The organism is Pseudomonas sp. NPDC079367, assembly GCF_044542195.1.
In the GTDB taxonomy this organism is placed as follows: domain Bacteria; phylum Pseudomonadota; class Gammaproteobacteria; order Pseudomonadales; family Pseudomonadaceae; genus Aquipseudomonas.
In genome coordinates, this window is sequence record NZ_JBITTW010000001.1 from 340,948 (window position 1) to 357,684 (window position 16,737).

Annotated in this window: 11 protein-coding genes; 5 read left to right on the top strand and 6 right to left on the bottom strand. The window is 60.2% G+C overall.

All coding sequences use genetic code 11. From position 1 onward, the window contains the following. The first annotated feature begins 168 nt into the window (after window positions 1–168). On the top strand, window positions 169–1,221 hold the full coding sequence (locus tag ACIGDJ_RS01425) for an autotransporter outer membrane beta-barrel domain-containing protein (protein WP_101159527.1): 1,053 nt from the start codon (window positions 169–171) through the stop codon (window positions 1,219–1,221). A gap of 131 nt (window positions 1,222–1,352) precedes the next feature. On the opposite strand, the gene glgB is transcribed toward ACIGDJ_RS01425, so the two are convergent. The 3 genes from glgB to ACIGDJ_RS01440 all read right to left on the bottom strand — a co-directional run bounded on the left by glgB (window position 1,353) and on the right by ACIGDJ_RS01440 (window position 9,072). Continuing rightward, the gene (glgB, locus tag ACIGDJ_RS01430; RefSeq protein ID WP_312999328.1) at window positions 1,353–3,584 is read right to left on the bottom strand and encodes a 1,4-alpha-glucan branching protein GlgB; all 2,232 of its coding nucleotides are present in this window, start codon (window positions 3,582–3,584) and stop codon (window positions 1,353–1,355) included. Window positions 3,585–3,586: 2 nt separating this feature from the next. After that, complete coding sequence (gene treS, locus ACIGDJ_RS01435) at window positions 3,587–6,928, bottom strand: maltose alpha-D-glucosyltransferase (RefSeq protein WP_101159525.1); 3,342 nt, start codon at window positions 6,926–6,928, stop codon at window positions 3,587–3,589. A gap of 146 nt (window positions 6,929–7,074) precedes the next feature. Next, window positions 7,075–9,072 (bottom strand): alpha-1,4-glucan--maltose-1-phosphate maltosyltransferase, encoded by a 1,998-nt coding sequence (locus tag ACIGDJ_RS01440; protein ID WP_312999323.1) that lies wholly within the window; start codon window positions 9,070–9,072, stop codon window positions 7,075–7,077. 217 nt (window positions 9,073–9,289) lie between these two features. Here ACIGDJ_RS01440 and ACIGDJ_RS01445 point away from each other — a divergent pair, with 217 nt between their 5' ends. Further along, the gene (locus tag ACIGDJ_RS01445) at window positions 9,290–9,448 is read left to right on the top strand and encodes a hypothetical protein (protein WP_165368403.1); all 159 of its coding nucleotides are present in this window, start codon (window positions 9,290–9,292) and stop codon (window positions 9,446–9,448) included. A gap of 119 nt (window positions 9,449–9,567) precedes the next feature. Here ACIGDJ_RS01445 and ACIGDJ_RS01450 read toward each other — a convergent pair whose 3' ends face one another. Then, window positions 9,568–10,080: an MgtC/SapB family protein gene (locus tag ACIGDJ_RS01450; protein ID WP_016774631.1), complete on the bottom strand. Its 513-nt coding sequence runs from the start codon at window positions 10,078–10,080 to the stop codon at window positions 9,568–9,570. Window positions 10,081–10,203: 123 nt separating this feature from the next. Between ACIGDJ_RS01450 and ACIGDJ_RS01455 the strand changes: the two genes are divergently transcribed. The 3 genes from ACIGDJ_RS01455 (at window position 10,204) to mapR (ending at window position 13,550) form a co-directional block, all read left to right on the top strand. Then, window positions 10,204–10,452, top strand: a complete 249-nt coding sequence (locus tag ACIGDJ_RS01455) for a DUF3203 family protein (RefSeq protein WP_101159523.1) — start codon at window positions 10,204–10,206, stop codon at window positions 10,450–10,452. Between the two features lie 195 nt (window positions 10,453–10,647). Next, window positions 10,648–12,078 carry a cytochrome c oxidase accessory protein CcoG gene (gene ccoG / locus ACIGDJ_RS01460; RefSeq protein WP_101159522.1) on the top strand — a complete coding sequence of 477 codons (1,431 nt, stop codon included), beginning with the start codon at window positions 10,648–10,650 and terminating at the stop codon, window positions 12,076–12,078. A gap of 62 nt (window positions 12,079–12,140) precedes the next feature. Beyond that, entirely contained in the window at window positions 12,141–13,550 is a 1,410-nt protein-coding gene (gene mapR, locus ACIGDJ_RS01465; RefSeq protein ID WP_101159521.1) for a GntR family transcriptional regulator MpaR, read from the top strand. An 81-nt stretch (window positions 13,551–13,631) separates the two neighbouring features. On the opposite strand, the gene ACIGDJ_RS01470 is transcribed toward mapR, so the two are convergent. Continuing rightward, window positions 13,632–14,378, bottom strand: coding sequence for an SDR family oxidoreductase (locus ACIGDJ_RS01470; RefSeq protein WP_101159520.1), 747 nt, complete (start codon window positions 14,376–14,378; stop codon window positions 13,632–13,634). Window positions 14,379–14,503: 125 nt separating this feature from the next. Next, a complete protein-coding gene (locus tag ACIGDJ_RS01475) occupies window positions 14,504–16,585 on the bottom strand; it encodes an EAL domain-containing protein (protein ID WP_312999313.1) in 2,082 nt (693 codons plus the stop codon). Window positions 16,586–16,737 lie beyond the last annotated feature (152 nt).

Consider the following 16,737-nt stretch of genomic DNA (forward strand, 5'->3'; position numbering starts at 1 on the left):
CTTCTTATCTCTACCTTACTACCCCCCGGAATCACTACTGGGGCTGACCTTCCGGCACTCGTGAAATCGAGCCGCCACGGTTCGCCCCGCTCTATTCGGTCGCCCCTCGTTCGGGGTAGGAGAGACGCCAAACTTGAGAAGACGCATGCGCCTGCAAGGTAGACCTCCATGAAAACTTCACTGACCCCACACGAATTGAAAATCACCCTTTGCACAGTCTCAGGTTCGTTGATGCTGTGCTCATCCATGGAGGCGCATGCGGGTTCTGCGGCGGATGAACCCACGTGGTATCGCGCGGAGGTGCCAGTGATGACGTTGCCGGTCACCGTGATAACCCCTGGCCCGCTGCCGCTGGGCCAACAGACTTCGCGCCTGATCACCGAGGATCTGGCGCCCTCCGCATGGGATGAGCTTTATGGCAAACATGCGCGACGCGCTCAGACCGATGCACTGACCTCTGGTTACGCGATGCCCGGCGCAGAGGACAAGGGCCCGGCCGTGGTCACGTTGAAAAGCAACAATGGCGCTACCCAGACCCTTGGTCTGATCGGCGGCGACAATCAGATTCAACTGAGTGCCGAGGGTGCACTGACGCGACGCGCTTTCGCCGCCCCGAACACTGACAGGCTTAATCTGCACGGCCAGAGTCTGGGCGCTTATTACAGCCTCGTGGGCGCGCAAGGCTGGCATGTTGACCTGACGGCCAGCGGCGGCCGGGTCAGTGGTTTCAGTCGTACCGCGCAAGGTAACCGTCAGGTCACCGAAGGCAGCGCGATGACATTTTCTGTCGAGGGCGGTTATCCGATCGGCTTGGGTGAGAATTGGGTGGTTGAACCGCAAGCGCAACTGATCAATCAACGCATTAGCCTCGACGCTCCTTACGCCAGCGCGGGCAACGCTTCCTCGACTGACCTGACAGCGTGGAGCGGCCGCGTCGGTGCGCGGTTGAAAGGCAGTTATGACTTGAACGGGTTGCCGGTCGAGCCTTACGTGCGCACTAACCTGTGGCACACGGTCTATACCGGCAGCACGGTGACGCTGGATCAGGTCGACAAGATCAGCAGCAGTCGCAAATCTTCAACCGTGGAGTTGGGTTTGGGACTGGTGGCACGGGTCACGCCGGCAGTGAGCCTGTACATGAGCGCCGATTACAGCAGCGACGTGGATGACAACGACCTTAACGGAATTATTGGCAGCCTCGGGGTGCGGATGCGCTGGTGAGCCTCTGAACACTGAAGAACCTTGTGGGAGCGGGCTTGCTCGCGAAAGCGGTGTCACCTTCAACTTTATCGTTGACTGACACGGCGCCTTCGCGAGCAAGCCCGCTCCCACAATTGGGATGCGGTTGCGAATCAGCCTTGCGGCTTGAGGATCAACACCGCCAGCGGTGGCAGATTCAGCTCCAGCGACAACGACTGGCCATGACTGGGTACCTCTTCGGTCAACGCCCCGCCACCATTGCCATAATTGGAACCGGCATAAATGTCGGCATCGCTGTTGAACAACTCGGTCCAGCGCCCGGCAAACGGTACGCCGACACGATATGCCTGGCGCGGTACCGGAGTGAAGTTGGCGACGACCAAAACCGGCGAGCCATCCTTGCTCCAGCGCAACCACGCGTAAACGCTGTTGATCGCATCATCGCCAATCAACCACTGGAAGCCTTGCGGGGCGTCGTCCTGATCGTGCAGCGCCGGCTCTTCGCGATACAAACGGTTGAGATCGCCAACCAGTTTCTGTACGCCCTTGTGCTCGGAGTACTGCAGCAGGTACCAGTCCAGCTGCTGATCGTGATTCCACTCGCGCCATTGGCCAAACTCGCAGCCCATGAACAACAGTTTCTTGCCCGGGTGCGTCCACATGAAGCTCAGGTACGCGCGCAGGTTGGCGAATTTCTGCCAGCGGTCGCCGGGCATCTTGTCGATCAGCGAGTGCTTGCCGTGCACCACTTCATCGTGGGAAATCGGCAGGATGAAACGCTCCGACCAGGCGTAGACCAGACCAAAGCTCAACTCATTGTGGTGATGGGCGCGGTACACCGGATCCTGCTGGATGTAGTGCAGCGAATCGTGCATCCAGCCCATGTTCCATTTGTAGGAAAAGCCGAGGCCGCCCTGCTGGGTGCTCTGGCTGACGCCCGGCCATGCGGTGGATTCTTCAGCGATCACCAGCGCACCCGGGGCTTCCAGCGCGACCACATCGTTCAAATGACGCAGGAAGTCGATTGCTTCGAGATTCTCCCGACCACCGTGGCGGTTCGGCACCCATTCGCCAGCCTTGCGCGAATAGTCGCGATACAACATCGAGGCCACGGCATCGACACGCAGACCATCGATATGGAAGTGTTTCAGCCAATGCAGCGCCGAAGCGAGCATGTAGCCGTGCACCTCGGTGCGGCCGAGGTTGTAGATCAGCGTGTCCCAATCCTGGTGAAAGCCTTCCAGCGGGTTGCCGTATTCGTACAGCGCGGTGCCGTCAAATTGCGCCAGACCATGGGTGTCGGTGGGAAAATGCGCCGGCACCCAGTCGAGAATCACGCCGATGTCGGCCCGGTGACAGGCGTTGACGAATGCGGCGAACTGATCCGGCGTGCCATAACGGGCGCTCGGCGCGAATTGTGAGAGCAACTGGTAACCCCAGGAACCGCCGAACGGGTGCTCCATGATCGGCATCAGTTCGATGTGGGTGAACCCCAGCTCCTTCACATAAGGAATCAGCCGCTCAGCCAGTTCCGGCCAGGTGTACTGACGCGCGACTTCGCCGAGATCATCCAGCTCGCACTGCCAGGAACCGGCGTGCAGCTCGTAGATGGACAAAGGCTTGGAATGCTTTTGCCGATCCTGACGGGCATTCATCCAGTCAAGATCCTGCCAGTCGATTTGCAGAGGCGAGGCGACTTTCGAGGCGGTGTCCGGCGGCAGGCTGGTGGCCAGCGCCATCGGGTCGGCCTTGAGCGGCAGAATGCCGTGGGCGCCAAGGATTTCGTACTTGTACAACTCCCCCGCTTGCAGACGTGGGATGAACAGCTCCCAAACGCCCGATGGGTGACGCAGGCGCATCGGGTGGCGACGACCGTCCCAGACGTTGAAATCGCCAACCACCGACACGCGGCGAGCATTCGGTGCCCACACGGCAAAGCGCACGCCGTCGACACCATCAACGGTTTTCAACTGCGCGCCGAGGCAGGCACTGAGGTCGCGGTGGTTGCCTTCGGCGAACAGGTACAAATCCATTTCGCCAAGCAACTGGCCGAAGCTGTACGGATCTTCCGCGACCTGCTCGCCACCGGCCCAGCGCGTACGCAACAGATACGGTCGCGCCTGATCGAAATGCCCGACAAACAGCCCCGGGGTTTCGGTCATCTGCAGCGGACCGAGTTCTTCGCCGCTGTCCTTGTCCAGCACCGCCACACTCAGTGCACCGGGCAGATACGCGCGGATGAACTGGCCACCAGCGCCATCGCCGTGCGGGCCGAGAATGGAAAACGGGTCGTGATGCTCAGCGCGCACCAAGGCATCGACGTCACGTGCCGAAGGTAACAACGCTTCCTTTACCACACCCTGTTCCTTGTTCGAGAAACTCATGACTACTCTCCACCAAGATCGGAAAAGGGTTTAAGCCCAGTCAATAATCCATACAAGCCGTGCAATGGCACGGGCAGCCACGTAGGGCGGTTTTCCGCTTCATAGGCCACTTCATAAGCGGCTTTTTCCAGGCCGAACAACGCCAGCGCGGCGTCGGCACCCTCAGGATCCTGCCAGGCATGCTCAAGACTAGCTGCCGCCTCGCGATATGACTGAACAAATGCCTCACGCGCTTCACGCAGATAACGCTCGGCAACGCGTTTACGCGCCGCTTCAGCTTCAGTGCTGTTGTCGACGTTGTGCACGTTGATGGTCATCGCCGCGGCGTAATCAAACGAACGCAGTACGCCACTGACATCTTTGTACGGGCTGTGTTTACCGCGACGCTCGCTCAGCGGCCGCGCCGGTTCGCCCTCAAAGTCGATCAGGTAGGCATCGCCCTTGATCACCAGCACCTGGCCCAAATGCAAGTCGCCGTGCACCCGAATGCGCAATCCGCCGGTGGCTTTCTTCGCCAGGTCCTGCACGTGCGCAAGAATGGTTTTCTTCTCATCGAGCAGACGCTTGACCCGTTTCTGGTCCGCCGGGTTCAACTCGCTTTGATGCTGCTTGAGCAGTTTCAACGCGTGTTCGACCTGGGCGGTGACATCCTTGCCCGTTGCAGCCATGTCCTTGCTTGACGACACCTGCGCAGCGAAGTCTTCGTTATCGGTAGGCGCCGCGAGCACCTGGTGCATCTCGCCCAGACGCTGGCCGAGCATGCCGGCGAAATCCTTCAGCTCACCCAAGGCGTTGTAATGTTGCTCCTGCTCGGACATGGCATCGGCCAGCTCATCGCGCAGCGCCCGTTCAAGGTTGTTCTGCGTCCATTCCCACGCGTCGCCCTGATTGCTCAGGTAGCCCTGCGCGATCATCAGCAGGTTGTCTTGACCTTGGGCGTCGCGACGAATCACCGAGCCCAGCAGTGGAGAGATATTGGCAAACCCGGCCTCGGTCAGGTAAGCGCTCATCTCCAGTTCCGGGTGTACGCCAGAAGCGACTTTACGTATGAGCTTAAGCACCAGGCTGTTGCCGATCACCACTGAACTGTTCGATTGCTCGGCCGACAGGTAACGCACATCCGACTCGGCGTTGAGGCCGAGTTTTTCCAGATGTGGGGTCTGTTCGAAGCGGATTTCGCCCTCGATCGATTCCAGCACCGTGTTGTTCTGCATGCCCTGCAGCACCGCGCGGACGAAGGTCTCCAGGCTGAACGCATCGGTGATCAGACCGACTTGGCGCACACGGCGGACCCGCGACAGCGCCAATTGCTGCGGCAATGGTGGGCCGACGTGGTCCTCGGCGATAAAGCCGAACGGCAGTTGATAACGGTTGGTCTGGCCGCCGCTGGTGACTTCGATCTCGCTGAGCAGCACCGGGTGCTGGGCATCGCCGAAGCGCACGCCGTAAGCCAGATTGACCTTCTCGATCGCCGCATCCTTGCCGGCGAACCAGCGCCGGTTCTGCAGCCAGCTCGGCAGGATGCTTTGCTCAAGTGTGTTGCGCGACGGCGCTTCGAGCAGTTCTTCCATGCGTTTTTTCAGCACCAGCGTGGTGAAGTCCGGCAGGCTTTGCGCCGGCTCGACGTGCCAGCTCGGCATCTGGTTTTCCGTCGCCAGCGCAAACCAATAGAAGCCATATGGCGCGAGGGTCAGGAGGAAATTCAGTTGGCCGATAGGCGGGAACGCGTTACCGCCGAGCATTTCCACCGGCACCATGCCGACATACGCCGACAGATCCAGTTCGACCGCTTGCGCACTGCGCGAGACGTTGGCCACGCACAGAATGATTTCATGCTTACCGTCGGCATCGGTGTATTCGCGGGTGTAGGCCAGCACGCGACGGTTGGTCGGCGACAGCATCTTCAAAGTACCGCGGCCAAAGGCTTTCGACTGCTTGCGCACGGCCAGCAGACGCCGCGTCCAGTTCAACAGCGAATGGGGATCGCCGGACTGGGTTTCGACGTTGACCGACTGATAACCATACTGCGGATCCATGATCGGCGGCAGCACAAGACTGGCCGGATCGGCGCGGGAGAAACCGCCGTTGCGGTCGATCGACCACTGCATGGGCGTACGCACGCCGTCGCGGTCGCCAAGGTAAATGTTGTCGCCCATGCCGATTTCGTCGCCGTAATACAGCGTGGGCGTGCCCGGCATCGACAGCAACAGGCTATTGAGCAGTTCGATGCGGCGCCGATCGCGTTCCATCAGTGGTGCGAGTCGGCGGCGAATGCCGAGGTTGATCCGTGCGCGACGGTCAGCGGCGTAGTAGTTCCACAGGTAATCGCGCTCGCGGTCGGTGACCATTTCCAGGGTCAGCTCATCGTGGTTGCGCAAGAAGATCGCCCACTGGCAGTTCGCTGGAATCTCCGGGGTCTGGCGGAGAATATCGGTAATCGGGAAGCGATCTTCCTGAGCCAACGCCATGTACATGCGCGGCATCAGCGGGAAGTGAAAGGCCATGTGGCATTCGTCGCCGTTGACCCCAGCGGCATCGGTGTCGCCGAAGTACAGCTGAGTGTCTTCCGGCCACTGGTTGGCCTCGGCGAGCAACATGCGATCAGGGTAATTGGCGTCGATCTCGGCACGGATCTGCTTGAGGACGTCGTGAGTCTCGGGCAGGTTTTCGTTATTGGTGCCGTCGCGCTCGATCAGGTACGGAATTGCATCAAGGCGCAGACCGTCGATGCCCATGTCCAGCCAGTAACGCATCACCGACAACACCGCTTTCATCACTTGCGGGTTGTCGAAGTTCAGATCGGGCTGGTGCGAGTAGAAACGGTGCCAGAAATACTGGCCGGCGACCGGATCCCAGGTCCAGTTGGATTTTTCGGTGTCGAGGAAAATGATCCGCGTGCCGTCGTATTTCTGGTCGTCATCCGACCAGACATAAAAGTCCCGCGCCGCCGAACCGGGCTTGGCTTTACGCGCACGCTGGAACCACGGGTGCTGGTCGGAAGTGTGGTTGATGACCAGCTCGGTAATCACCCGCAGGCCGCGTTTGTGCGCTTCGGCAATAAAGCGCTTGGCGTCGGCCATGGTCCCGTAATCGCTGTGCACGCCGCGGTATTCGGCGATGTCGTAACCGTCGTCGCGGCGTGGCGAAGGGTAGAACGGCAGAAGCCAGATGGTGTTGACGCCGAGATCGGCAATGTAATCGAGTTTGGCGATAAGCCCGGGAAAGTCGCCGATCCCGTCATTGTTGGAGTCGTAGAACGATTTGACGTGAACCTGATAAATCACCGCGTCCTTGTACCAGAGCGGGTCTTTGATGAAGGCGGCTGCCTTGGGTTTCTTCGCCATGTGGAACTCCTGTTGAATACTTTATGTGCGTCCCACGATGATCATTCCCACGCTCTGCGCGGGAATGCCGCCATGGACGCTTTGCGTCCGCTTTGGGACGCGGAGCGTCCCGGGATGCGTTCCCACGCAGAGCGTGGGAACGATCATTACGTAGCGCTGATTCGCCAAATCCCGAACGGCTGATACGCAGGGTCAATGCGCATGAATTGATATTTGCCGTGCCAATCCCAGCGATGGCCGTTCATCAAATCTTCGCCATGAGTGGTGGCGTCATCCGCCAGGCCCATTTCCCACAGCGGCAGTTCGAAATTCGCTTCCTGAACGTTATGCGGATCGAGGCTGACCGCGACCAGGATGAAATTGCTGCCGTCGGCGCTGCGCTTGCCGAAATACAGAATGTTGTCGTTCCAGGCGTTGTAGATTTTCAGCCCCAGATGCGTATGCAGCGCCGGGTTCTGCCGACGGATGCGGTTGAGTTGGGCGATCTCGGCAATGATGTTGCCGGGCGCGGTGAAATCGCGGACGCGGATTTCGTATTTCTCTGAATCCAGATATTCCTCTTTGCCCGGCACCGGTGCCGATTCGCACAACTCGAAGCCGGAATACATGCCCCACAGGCCCGAGCCCATGGTCGCCAGTGCCGCGCGGATGAGGAAACCGGGACGCCCCGACTCGTGCAGGAACGCCGGGTTGATATCCGGGGTATTGACGAAGAAATTCGGCCGGTAGCACTCGCGCCACGGCGACTGGTTCAGCTCGGTGAAATATTCCGCCAGTTCGGCCTTGGTGTTGCGCCAGGTGAAATAGGTGTAGCTCTGCGAATAACCGACCTTGCCCAGACGCGCCATCATCGCCGGCGTGGTAAAGGCTTCGGCGAGGAAAATCACTTCCGGGTACAGCGTGCGCACGTCGGCAATGAGCCATTGCCAGAACGGCAGCGGTTTGGTGTGCGGGTTGTCGACGCGAAAGATCTTCACGCCTTCCTTGACCCAGCCCACCACGATGTCACGCAGCTCGACCCACAGGCTCGGAATCGCATCCGGCGCGTAGAAGTCGACGTTGACGATGTCCTGGTATTTCTTCGGCGGGTTTTCGGCGTATTTGATCGTGCCGTCCGGGCGCCAGTTGAACCAGCCCGGATGCTCCTTGAGCCACGGGTGATCTTGGGAACACTGAATGGCGAAGTCGAGGGCGATTTCCAGACCATGATCGGCGGCGGCGGCCACCAGGCGGCGGAAGTCTTCACGCGTGCCGAGCTGCGAGTGAATCGCTTCGTGGCCGCCCTCCTCGCTGCCGATCGCGTACGGGCTGCCGGGATCGTCGGGCCCGGCGGTCAGGGAATTGTTGCGGCCCTTGCGGTGGGCGCGGCCGATCGGGTGAATCGGCGTGAAATACAACACGTCGAAGCCCATGTCCTGAATCATCGGCAGGCGCGAGTGCACGTCGTTGAAAGTGCCGTGACGCTTGGGGTCGTCGGTGATCGAGCGCGGAAACAGTTCATACCAACTGGCGAACTCTGCAAGTTCACGCTCGACGTCCATCGGGAATTCGGCGCTGACGCTGAGATAGGCGCGGTGATCGGCCTGAGCCATCAGCTCTGCACTGCGCGAGTGCAGAAACAGCGCGACCTGTTCGGTTTCGAGCAGGCCGGACAACTCATGGTGCAGTGCGGCGAGTTGCTCGCTGAGCTGGCCTTCGCTGCGTTCGGCGGCCTGTTGCACCATGGTTCGGCCTTCCTGCAGCTCCAGCGAAACGGGCACCGCAGCGCTGTGCTTCTTCTCAAGCTCGTACTGGAAACTGGCGAAATGGTCGATCCACGCTTCGATGCAATAGAGGTAGCGGCCCTGCTCTTGCGGACGGAAGCGGCCTTGCCAGGTGTTGTTGCCCTGATCGGCCATGACCTCGGTCTGCCAGGATTCCTGGCCTTCCTCGCGCCAGCGGATGCGCACGGCGAGCTTGTCATGACCGTCGGCGAACACTTTGCTGGTTACCACGACCTCGCGCCCGGCAATGGATTTGACTGCAAACTGGCCGCCGTCGAGAGTCGGCATGGTGTTTTCGATGACGATACGCGGCAGCAGCAACGCCTGCGACAGCGGCATGTGCGGGTTGTAACTCAGCTCTGAAGGTTTTTCAGCAGTCATTGAGCATCTCTCCTTAACGCCCCAAGGACGCTCTTGTGCCAGAACAGTATTCGCGACAAAGCGCCGGCCCTGTCATGAACTCACTTAGTTTCCGAGCAACCGGCGCGGGGAAAAGTTCAGATGAAATTATCGAGACGCACGCACGGATCGAATCAGCCGTGACCGGGTCAACTCACTTAAGCACGTCCCACGCCATGTGCCATACGGAGGTCACCTGATGAGCATCCCGATCCCGGCAGAAACGCCTGATCCGAACATCGACAAACCCACCCTGCCCGAGACCGAGCCGCCGGCGGTTCCGGAACAAGAACCGCCCGGCACCACGCCACCGCCAAAAGAAGAACCACCGAGCACAATGCCGCCGGTAATCGTCTGACATATCCATATCTGCTTTGCCAGCCCTGTAGGAGCTGCCGAAGGCTGCGATCTCTTTGCCGCCCTGCAAATCAAAAGATCGCAGCCTTCGGCAGCTCCTACACGGGACCGAGCGATGGGCTACAGGTGGTCGTTCTTGTCGACGTCCTTTTCGAACACTCTCACCACGTAAGGCATCACGCTGAAGATCGCCAGCGCCAGGATGGTACTGAGCAAGGCGGTCGCCTCCTTGCCGAGCCCTGCCGCCACGCCGATCGCTGCGGTCATCCATAAACCGGCCGCTGTGGTCAGGCCTTTGACATGCGCTTCATCGCCCTGCTGATTTTTCAGAATGGTCCCGGCGCCGAGAAAGCCGATCCCGGCGATCACGCCCTGCAGCACTCGGCTCATGGCATCGGACTCGGCGCCCGAGGTCTGCGGCACCAATACAAACAGCGCAGCGCCCAACGCCACCAGCATGTGCGTGCGCACGCCCGCTGCCTTGCCTTTATGTTCACGCTCGAAACCGAGAATCCCGCCGAGAATCGCCGCCATCACCAGACGTACGGTGATCCGGGTCATCTGCGAGGCATCGCCAATGTCGGCAAATTCGGCTTGCATCGTTGCCCACACCTCATCCCACCAGTCTTCCATCGTGCTTCCCTTGTTATTGGCCTGATAAGCGATGGACAACAGCGACCATTAATCGGTTGCGCAGAACGATCGGCGCGTTGCGCTTCCTAACGTGCAGACCTAACCGGAAAAAGGACTGCCGTCATGCCCGTTCGAATCGATGAAACCAATCCCGAGCAGAAAGTGTGTTTTTTCACTGTTGAACATGGCGAGGAAATTCGTATCTGCGACACGCTGGAAGTCCTGACCGATAGCGACAAAGCCATGTCGTTCGTGGAAATTGAAGGCAAACGCACCTACGTGACCGAAGCGGAAGCCGACGCCCTCACCGTCGCTGGGGCCAAAGACGGGCGCAAACATCTGAAAGCCGACGATCGTGATTCGGTGGTTTGATTGACCTCGATCAACACCCCCCGCAGACGCCTGCAACAGGCGTTTGCGCCGCGCCCGGCCTGATGCTTCAAGTTGTCGCAGGCACCGCGCCAAAGCTCATCTGATCCGCTTTTAATTGCCAGAGCTGAGTCTGTTCTGCAAACAGATCGGCGCTCATAGTGCATTGGCCTGATGGAGGCTGATGAGCGAACGAACATGAGCGAGCAAATCCCCGTCCGAACCGTAGAAGCAGCGCCGACTATAAAAAGCGTACCCGCGCGCCCTCTGAAAGCGACTGCCGGATCCACCGATAAGCAGATCCATACCCGCAGTTTCACCGGTCTGTTCCGTAACCTGCGTATGAGCGGCGCCGGAGTGCTGTTCGTGCTGTTCTTCGGCACCGTGTGGTTGAACTGGGGCGGTCGGCAGGCGGTGCTGTGGGATCTGGCGGAAAGCAAATTTCACATTTTCGGCGCGACGTTCTGGCCGCAGGATTTCATTCTGCTCTCGGCGCTGCTGATCATTGCCGCGTTCGGACTCTTCGCCATCACTGTGTTCGCCGGGAGGGTCTGGTGCGGTTACACCTGCCCTCAGAGTTCGTGGACGTGGATCTTCATGTGGTGCGAGAAGATCACCGAAGGCGAGCGCAACCAGCGGATCAAGTTGCAAGCCGCGCCGTGGAGCCTGAACAAGCTCGCCCGGCGCGCGGCCAAGCACACATTGTGGCTGGCAATCAGCGTGATCACCGGCCTGACCTTCGTCGGCTACTTCACCCCGATCCGCCCGCTGGCCGAAGCACTGCTGACCCTGCAAATCGGTGGCGTCAGCCTGTTCTGGGTACTGTTCTTTGCCGCCGCCACTTACATCAACGCCGGCTGGCTGCGTGAGGCGGTGTGCATGCACATGTGCCCGTATGCGCGGTTCCAGAGTGTGATGTTCGACAAGGACACGCTGACCATTGCCTACGACGCCGCCCGTGGCGAGAACCGTGGCCCGCGCAAACGTGAGGTACGCCCCGTCGAAGCAGGTCTGGGCGATTGCATCGATTGCCAGTTGTGCGTGCAGGTCTGCCCGACTGGCATCGACATTCGCGATGGCTTGCAGATGGAATGCATTGGCTGCGCCGCGTGCATCGACGCCTGCGATTCGATCATGGACAAAATGCATTACCCGCGCGGCTTGATTCGCTACAGTTCCGAGCGTCAATTACAGGGCGGCAAGACTCATCTGCTGCGTCCGCGTCTGATCGGCTATACGGCGGTGTTGTTGGTGATGATTGGAGCGCTAGCGCTGGCACTGGTCGAGCGGCCGATGGTATCGCTGGACGTAACCAAGGATCGCGGGTTGTTTCGTGAGAATGCTCAGGGGCAGATCGAGAATATTTACTCGCTGAAAGTGATCAACAAGACTCAGCAGCGTCAGGAATACCGGTTGAGTCTGGTTGGCGCTGAAGGATTCGAGCTGCAGGGCAAGACGGCCCTGAGCCTGGCGCCGGAGGAGATTGTCGATGTGCCGGTGTCGGTGGCAATGACGACCGAGCGCCCGGCGAGCAGCTCGCAAACATTGAGCTTCAAGATTGAAGACATTGACGAACCGCAGATTTACAGCGTGGCGAACAGCCGGTTTGTGGCGCCGATGAATCGCTGATTGTCGTTAGACTGCGATGCTTTCATTCGCGACTCCTTTACAAGAACCCACCGGATCCACCGATGAAACGCTACGAAAAATTTGCCGACGACATCGCTGAACTGATCCGCTCCGGCGTGCTGGGCCCTGGCCAGCGAGTGCCTTCGGTGCGCTATGCCAGCCAGACTTACGGGGTCAGCCCGTCAACAGTGTTTCAGGCTTATTACCTGCTCGAGCGCCGCGGGCTGATTCGCGCCCGGCCGCGTTCCGGTTACTTCGTCAACGCTCATACGCCGAGCACATTCTCCGAGCCGGTCATCAGCAGCCAGGTCAACGAGTCCACTGAAGTCGACGTCAGCGAACTGGTGTTCTCGGTGCTCGATTCGATCAAGGACCCCACCACCGTGCCGTTCGGTTCGGCCTTCCCCAGCCCGATGCTGTTTCCCCTGCAGCGCCTGTCACGCTCGCTCGCCAGCGCCGCGCGGGACATGGATCCGCGCATGGTGGTGACCGACATGTCGCCGGGCAACCCGCAACTGCGTCGGCAGATCGCCCTGCGTTACATGGTCGGCGGCCTGATGCTGCCAATGGAAGAATTGCTCATCACCAACGGCGCCCTTGAAGCGCTGAACCTGTGCCTGCAAGCGGTGACCGAGCCGGGTGATCTGGTGGCCATCGAAGCCCCGGCGTTTTATGCCAGCCTGCAAGTGCTCGAACGCCTGAAGCTCAAAGCCGTGGAAATTCCCGTGCACCCACGCGACGGCATCGACCTCGGCGTACTGGCGCAAACCCTCGAACGTCACCCGATCAAGGCCTGTTGGTGCATGACCAGTTTCCAGAACCCGATGGGCGCGAGCATGCCCGAGGCGAACAAGCAGGAACTGGTCGAGCTGCTGCGCCAGCATCAGGTGCCGTTGATTGAGGACGACGTCTACGCTGAGCTTTATTACGGGCAACAGGCGCCGAAACCGGCCAAGGCCTTCGACACCGAGGGCTTGGTCATGCATTGCGGCTCGTTCGCCAAGAGCCTTGCACCCGGCTATCGCATCGGCTGGGTCGCCGCCGGGCGCTACGCGCAGAAAATCGAACGGCTGAAGCTGATGACCTCGTTATGCGCTTCCATGCCGGCGCAAGCGGCGATCGCCGACTATCTGCAACACGGCGGCTACGACCGGCATCTGCGCAAACTGCGCTATGCCCTGGAAGAACAGCAAAGCGCGATGCTTGCCGCAATTGCCCGTTATTTCCCCGCTCAGACTCGGGTTAGCCAACCGGCGGGCGGCTATTTTCTATGGCTGGAATTGCCGGAGCAGATGGATTCGCTGAAGCTGTTTCAAATGGCGCTGGCGCAAGGCATCAGCATCGCGCCGGGGCCGATTTTCTCGCCGACCCAGCGCTTCAGAAATTGCATTCGCTTGAATTACGGCAGCCCGTGGACCGATGAATCGGAAAAGGCCATGGAGACGTTGGGGCGGATTGTGCGTTCGTTCTGAGGGGTTTTGTGCCGTTTGCACCGGCCTCATCGCTCGCAAGCCAGCGATGAGGACCGCACTGTCAGCGAAAATCTTTCGACCCTAGCGCCCGCCTCCCAAATCAACAAACGTCCCCGTCGCGTAAGAAGCCTTGTCGGACAGCAACCAGACAATCGCCTCCGCGACCTCATCCGGCCGGCCGCCACGGGCCATCGGGATGGCCGACTCAAGCTTGCTGACCCGATCAGGATCGCCGCTCAAGGCATGGAAATCGGTATAGATGTAGCCCGGACGCACGGCATTCACACGGATTCCCTCGCCCGCGACTTCTTTCGACAGGCCGATGGTGAACGTATCCAGCGCGCCTTTGGATGCAGCGTAATCAACGTATTCGTTTGGCGACCCGAGGCGAGCCGCGACCGAGGACACGTTGACGATGCTGCCGCCCTGCCCGCCATGTTTGGGTGACATGCGCAGGATCGCGTGTTTGGCGCAGAGAATTGGCGCCAGTACGTTGGTTTTCATGATTTTGAGGATGCGAAATTCGGACATTTCATCGACTCGCGACTTCTGCCCGACGGTGCCGGCATTGTTGACCAGCGACGTGACGCGGCCCAGTTCGGTGTCGACACGGCTGAACATCGCGATCACTTCGTCTTCGATGCTGACATCGGCGCGCACTGCGATGGCCTGGGCGCCCAAGGCTCTGACCTGCTCGAGCACGCTGTGTGCGGCCTGTTCATCCGACTGATAGTTGATGCAGATCCGGTAGCCCTGTTCGGCCGCCAACAATGCCGTGGCTGCGCCGATTCCGCGCCCGCCACCGGTGATGACAATGACTTTATCCATGCTGGCCTTCCCCTACGTACACACGTAACAGTCGGGGGAAGGATAACTGCCATTCATGGCTTTTGCATGAGTTCTATGGTGTTTGCACCATCGCCTTCGCGAGCAGGCTCGCTCCCACAAAGTGTCTAGACCACCGCCAAACGCTGGCCGCGCACGATGTCCTGCATGAAACGCTCGGCCGGCATCGGGTGGCCGAGCAGATAGCCCTGCAGCGAATCACAGCCCAGTTTCGTCAGGAAGTCCTGCTGGGCACCGGTCTCGACACCCTCGGCGACAATCCGCAGATCCAATGCCTGGCCCAGCGCCACGATCGCCGAAACGATCGCCGCATCATCGCTGTCGTGCTCCAGGTCGCGGACGAAACCGCGATCGATCTTCAACTCATTGGCCGGCAGGCGCTTGAGGTACATCAGGCTGGAATAACCGGTGCCAAAGTCGTCGATCGACAGGTCGACGCCCATGTCCGACAGCTCTTGCAGCACAGTCATGCTCGCGTCAGCGTCGCTCATGGCAGTGGTTTCAGTGATTTCCAGGGTCAGGCTGTTGGCCGGCAACTGGTGGGTCGCCAGCGCCTTGGCCACGCTTTGCACCAGCCCGGCGTGGCAGAACTGCAGCGCCGAGAGGTTCACGGCAATGCGCCAGTCGGTGTAGCCCAGCACGTACCACTCGCGCATTTGCCGGCAGGCTTCGTTGAGTACCCATTCGCCCATCGGAATGATCAGCCCGGTTTTCTCCGCCAGATCGATGAACTTGTCCGGCATCAACATGCCATGCAGCGGATGCGCCCAACGCAGCAGCGCTTCGGCCCCGACCGGGCGGCCATTGGCGGCGTCGAATTTGGGCTGGTAATGCAGACAAAACTGGTTGTGCTCGATGGCCGCGCGCAGGTCCTGTAACAGTTGCAGTTGTTTGCGCGCGTTGGTGTTCATCGACGCATCGAAGAAGCTGTAGCCGTTTTTGCCGCCGCCCTTGGCGTGGTACATCGCGGCGTCGGCGTTCATCAGCAGTTCCTGGGCGTTGTCGCCGTTGCCCGGGTACAAGGCAATGCCGACACTGGCGGAAATCTGCAGGTCATGTTCGGCGACGCGGAACGTGCGGGCGATCAGGCCGACCTGACGCGCGGCCAGGCTCAAGGCGTCGTTGGGCTCGCTCAAACGCACGAGCAGAACGAATTCATCGCCCCCGATTCGCGCCAGAGTGTCCTGGCTGCGCAAGTCTTCGCGCAGACGTACGCCGACTTCACGCAGCAATTGGTCGCCCATGTGATGGCCGAACGCGTCGTTGACCGGTTTGAAACCGTCGAGATCGATGAACATCAAGGCGAAGCAGCCGCCCTGTTCTTCAACCTTTTTCATCGCCTGGTTGATGCGGTCATCCAGCAGCATGCGATTGGGCAGACTGGTCAGCGGATCGTGCAGGGCCAACTGGGTGAGTTCGCGGTTGGCCACCGTCAGCGAGTGCGCCAGATCGGCGGTGCGTGCTTCGAGGCGGGCGTCGAGAATCGAGGTCAACAGGGCAATCGACAGCACCGCCAGGGTGGTGACCACCACCAGACTGTCGAGGCCATTGCCCTTCAAGCCATTGAGCGTCGCGCCGCAGAAACTGCCGTCGGGAAATTGCGCGGCCGCCATGCCGGTGTAATGCATGCCAACAATCGCCACACCCATGATCACCGCTGCGCCGGCACGAATCAGCCGCACATAAGGCGATTGTTGGCGCAAACGAAAGGCGATCGACAACGCCGCTGCCGAGGCGCCGACGGCGATCAGTAACGAAGCACTGAACAGCGTCGGGTCGTAATCGATGCCCGGGGTCATGCGCAGCGCGGCCATGCCGGTGTAGTGCATGGCGCTGATGCCCGCGCCCATGATCAAGGCGCCGAAACCCAGTTGCGCTAGCGGCAGTTTCGGTTGACTGACCAGCCACAAGGCGAAGCCGCAGGACAACACCGCGATCAGCAATGACAAAGCGGTCAGGGCGAAGTCATATCCCAGGTCGATCGGCAATTTGAAGGCGAGCATGCCGATGAAATGCATCGACCAGACGCCAACGCCCATTGCCAACGCCCCGCCCGCCGTCCAGAAATGCACGGCGCGCCCTTTCGCCGTGGCGATGCGCCCGGTCAGGTCAAGCGCCGTGTAGGAAGCAAGAATGGCCACGCACAACGAAATGAAAACCAGGGTGAAAGAGTAGCTGCCGATGAGCATGGACGTTCTCGTGACAAGCCGAAACCGTACTGCTTCCATTCTCGGTCGGGCAAATGCGGCGATTGTACTGATTGCGCGGAAGAACGCACTGACAAAGTAACCAAATTGCCATCAAGCCGATGAAACGCTTGTTCGATCGTCCTACAAGGCTC

What these genes read in the sequence shown, in the direction of transcription:
- mapR (WP_101159521.1), top strand. Translation starts at nt 12,141, where the DNA reads ATGAAACGCTACGAAAAATTTGCCGACGACATCGCTGAACTGATCCGC.
- ACIGDJ_RS01475 (WP_312999313.1), bottom strand. Translation starts at nt 16,585, where the DNA reads ATGCTCATCGGCAGCTACTCTTTCACCCTGGTTTTCATTTCGTTGTGC.
- ACIGDJ_RS01425 (WP_101159527.1), top strand. Translation starts at nt 169, where the DNA reads ATGAAAACTTCACTGACCCCACACGAATTGAAAATCACCCTTTGCACA.
- ACIGDJ_RS01445 (WP_165368403.1), top strand. Translation starts at nt 9,290, where the DNA reads ATGAGCATCCCGATCCCGGCAGAAACGCCTGATCCGAACATCGACAAA.
- treS (WP_101159525.1), bottom strand. Translation starts at nt 6,928, where the DNA reads ATGGCGAAGAAACCCAAGGCAGCCGCCTTCATCAAAGACCCGCTCTGG.
- ACIGDJ_RS01450 (WP_016774631.1), bottom strand. Translation starts at nt 10,080, where the DNA reads ATGGAAGACTGGTGGGATGAGGTGTGGGCAACGATGCAAGCCGAATTT.
- glgB (WP_312999328.1), bottom strand. Translation starts at nt 3,584, where the DNA reads ATGAGTTTCTCGAACAAGGAACAGGGTGTGGTAAAGGAAGCGTTGTTA.
- ccoG (WP_101159522.1), top strand. Translation starts at nt 10,648, where the DNA reads ATGAGCGAGCAAATCCCCGTCCGAACCGTAGAAGCAGCGCCGACTATA.
- ACIGDJ_RS01470 (WP_101159520.1), bottom strand. Translation starts at nt 14,378, where the DNA reads ATGGATAAAGTCATTGTCATCACCGGTGGCGGGCGCGGAATCGGCGCA.
- ACIGDJ_RS01440 (WP_312999323.1), bottom strand. Translation starts at nt 9,072, where the DNA reads ATGACTGCTGAAAAACCTTCAGAGCTGAGTTACAACCCGCACATGCCG.
- ACIGDJ_RS01455 (WP_101159523.1), top strand. Translation starts at nt 10,204, where the DNA reads ATGCCCGTTCGAATCGATGAAACCAATCCCGAGCAGAAAGTGTGTTTT.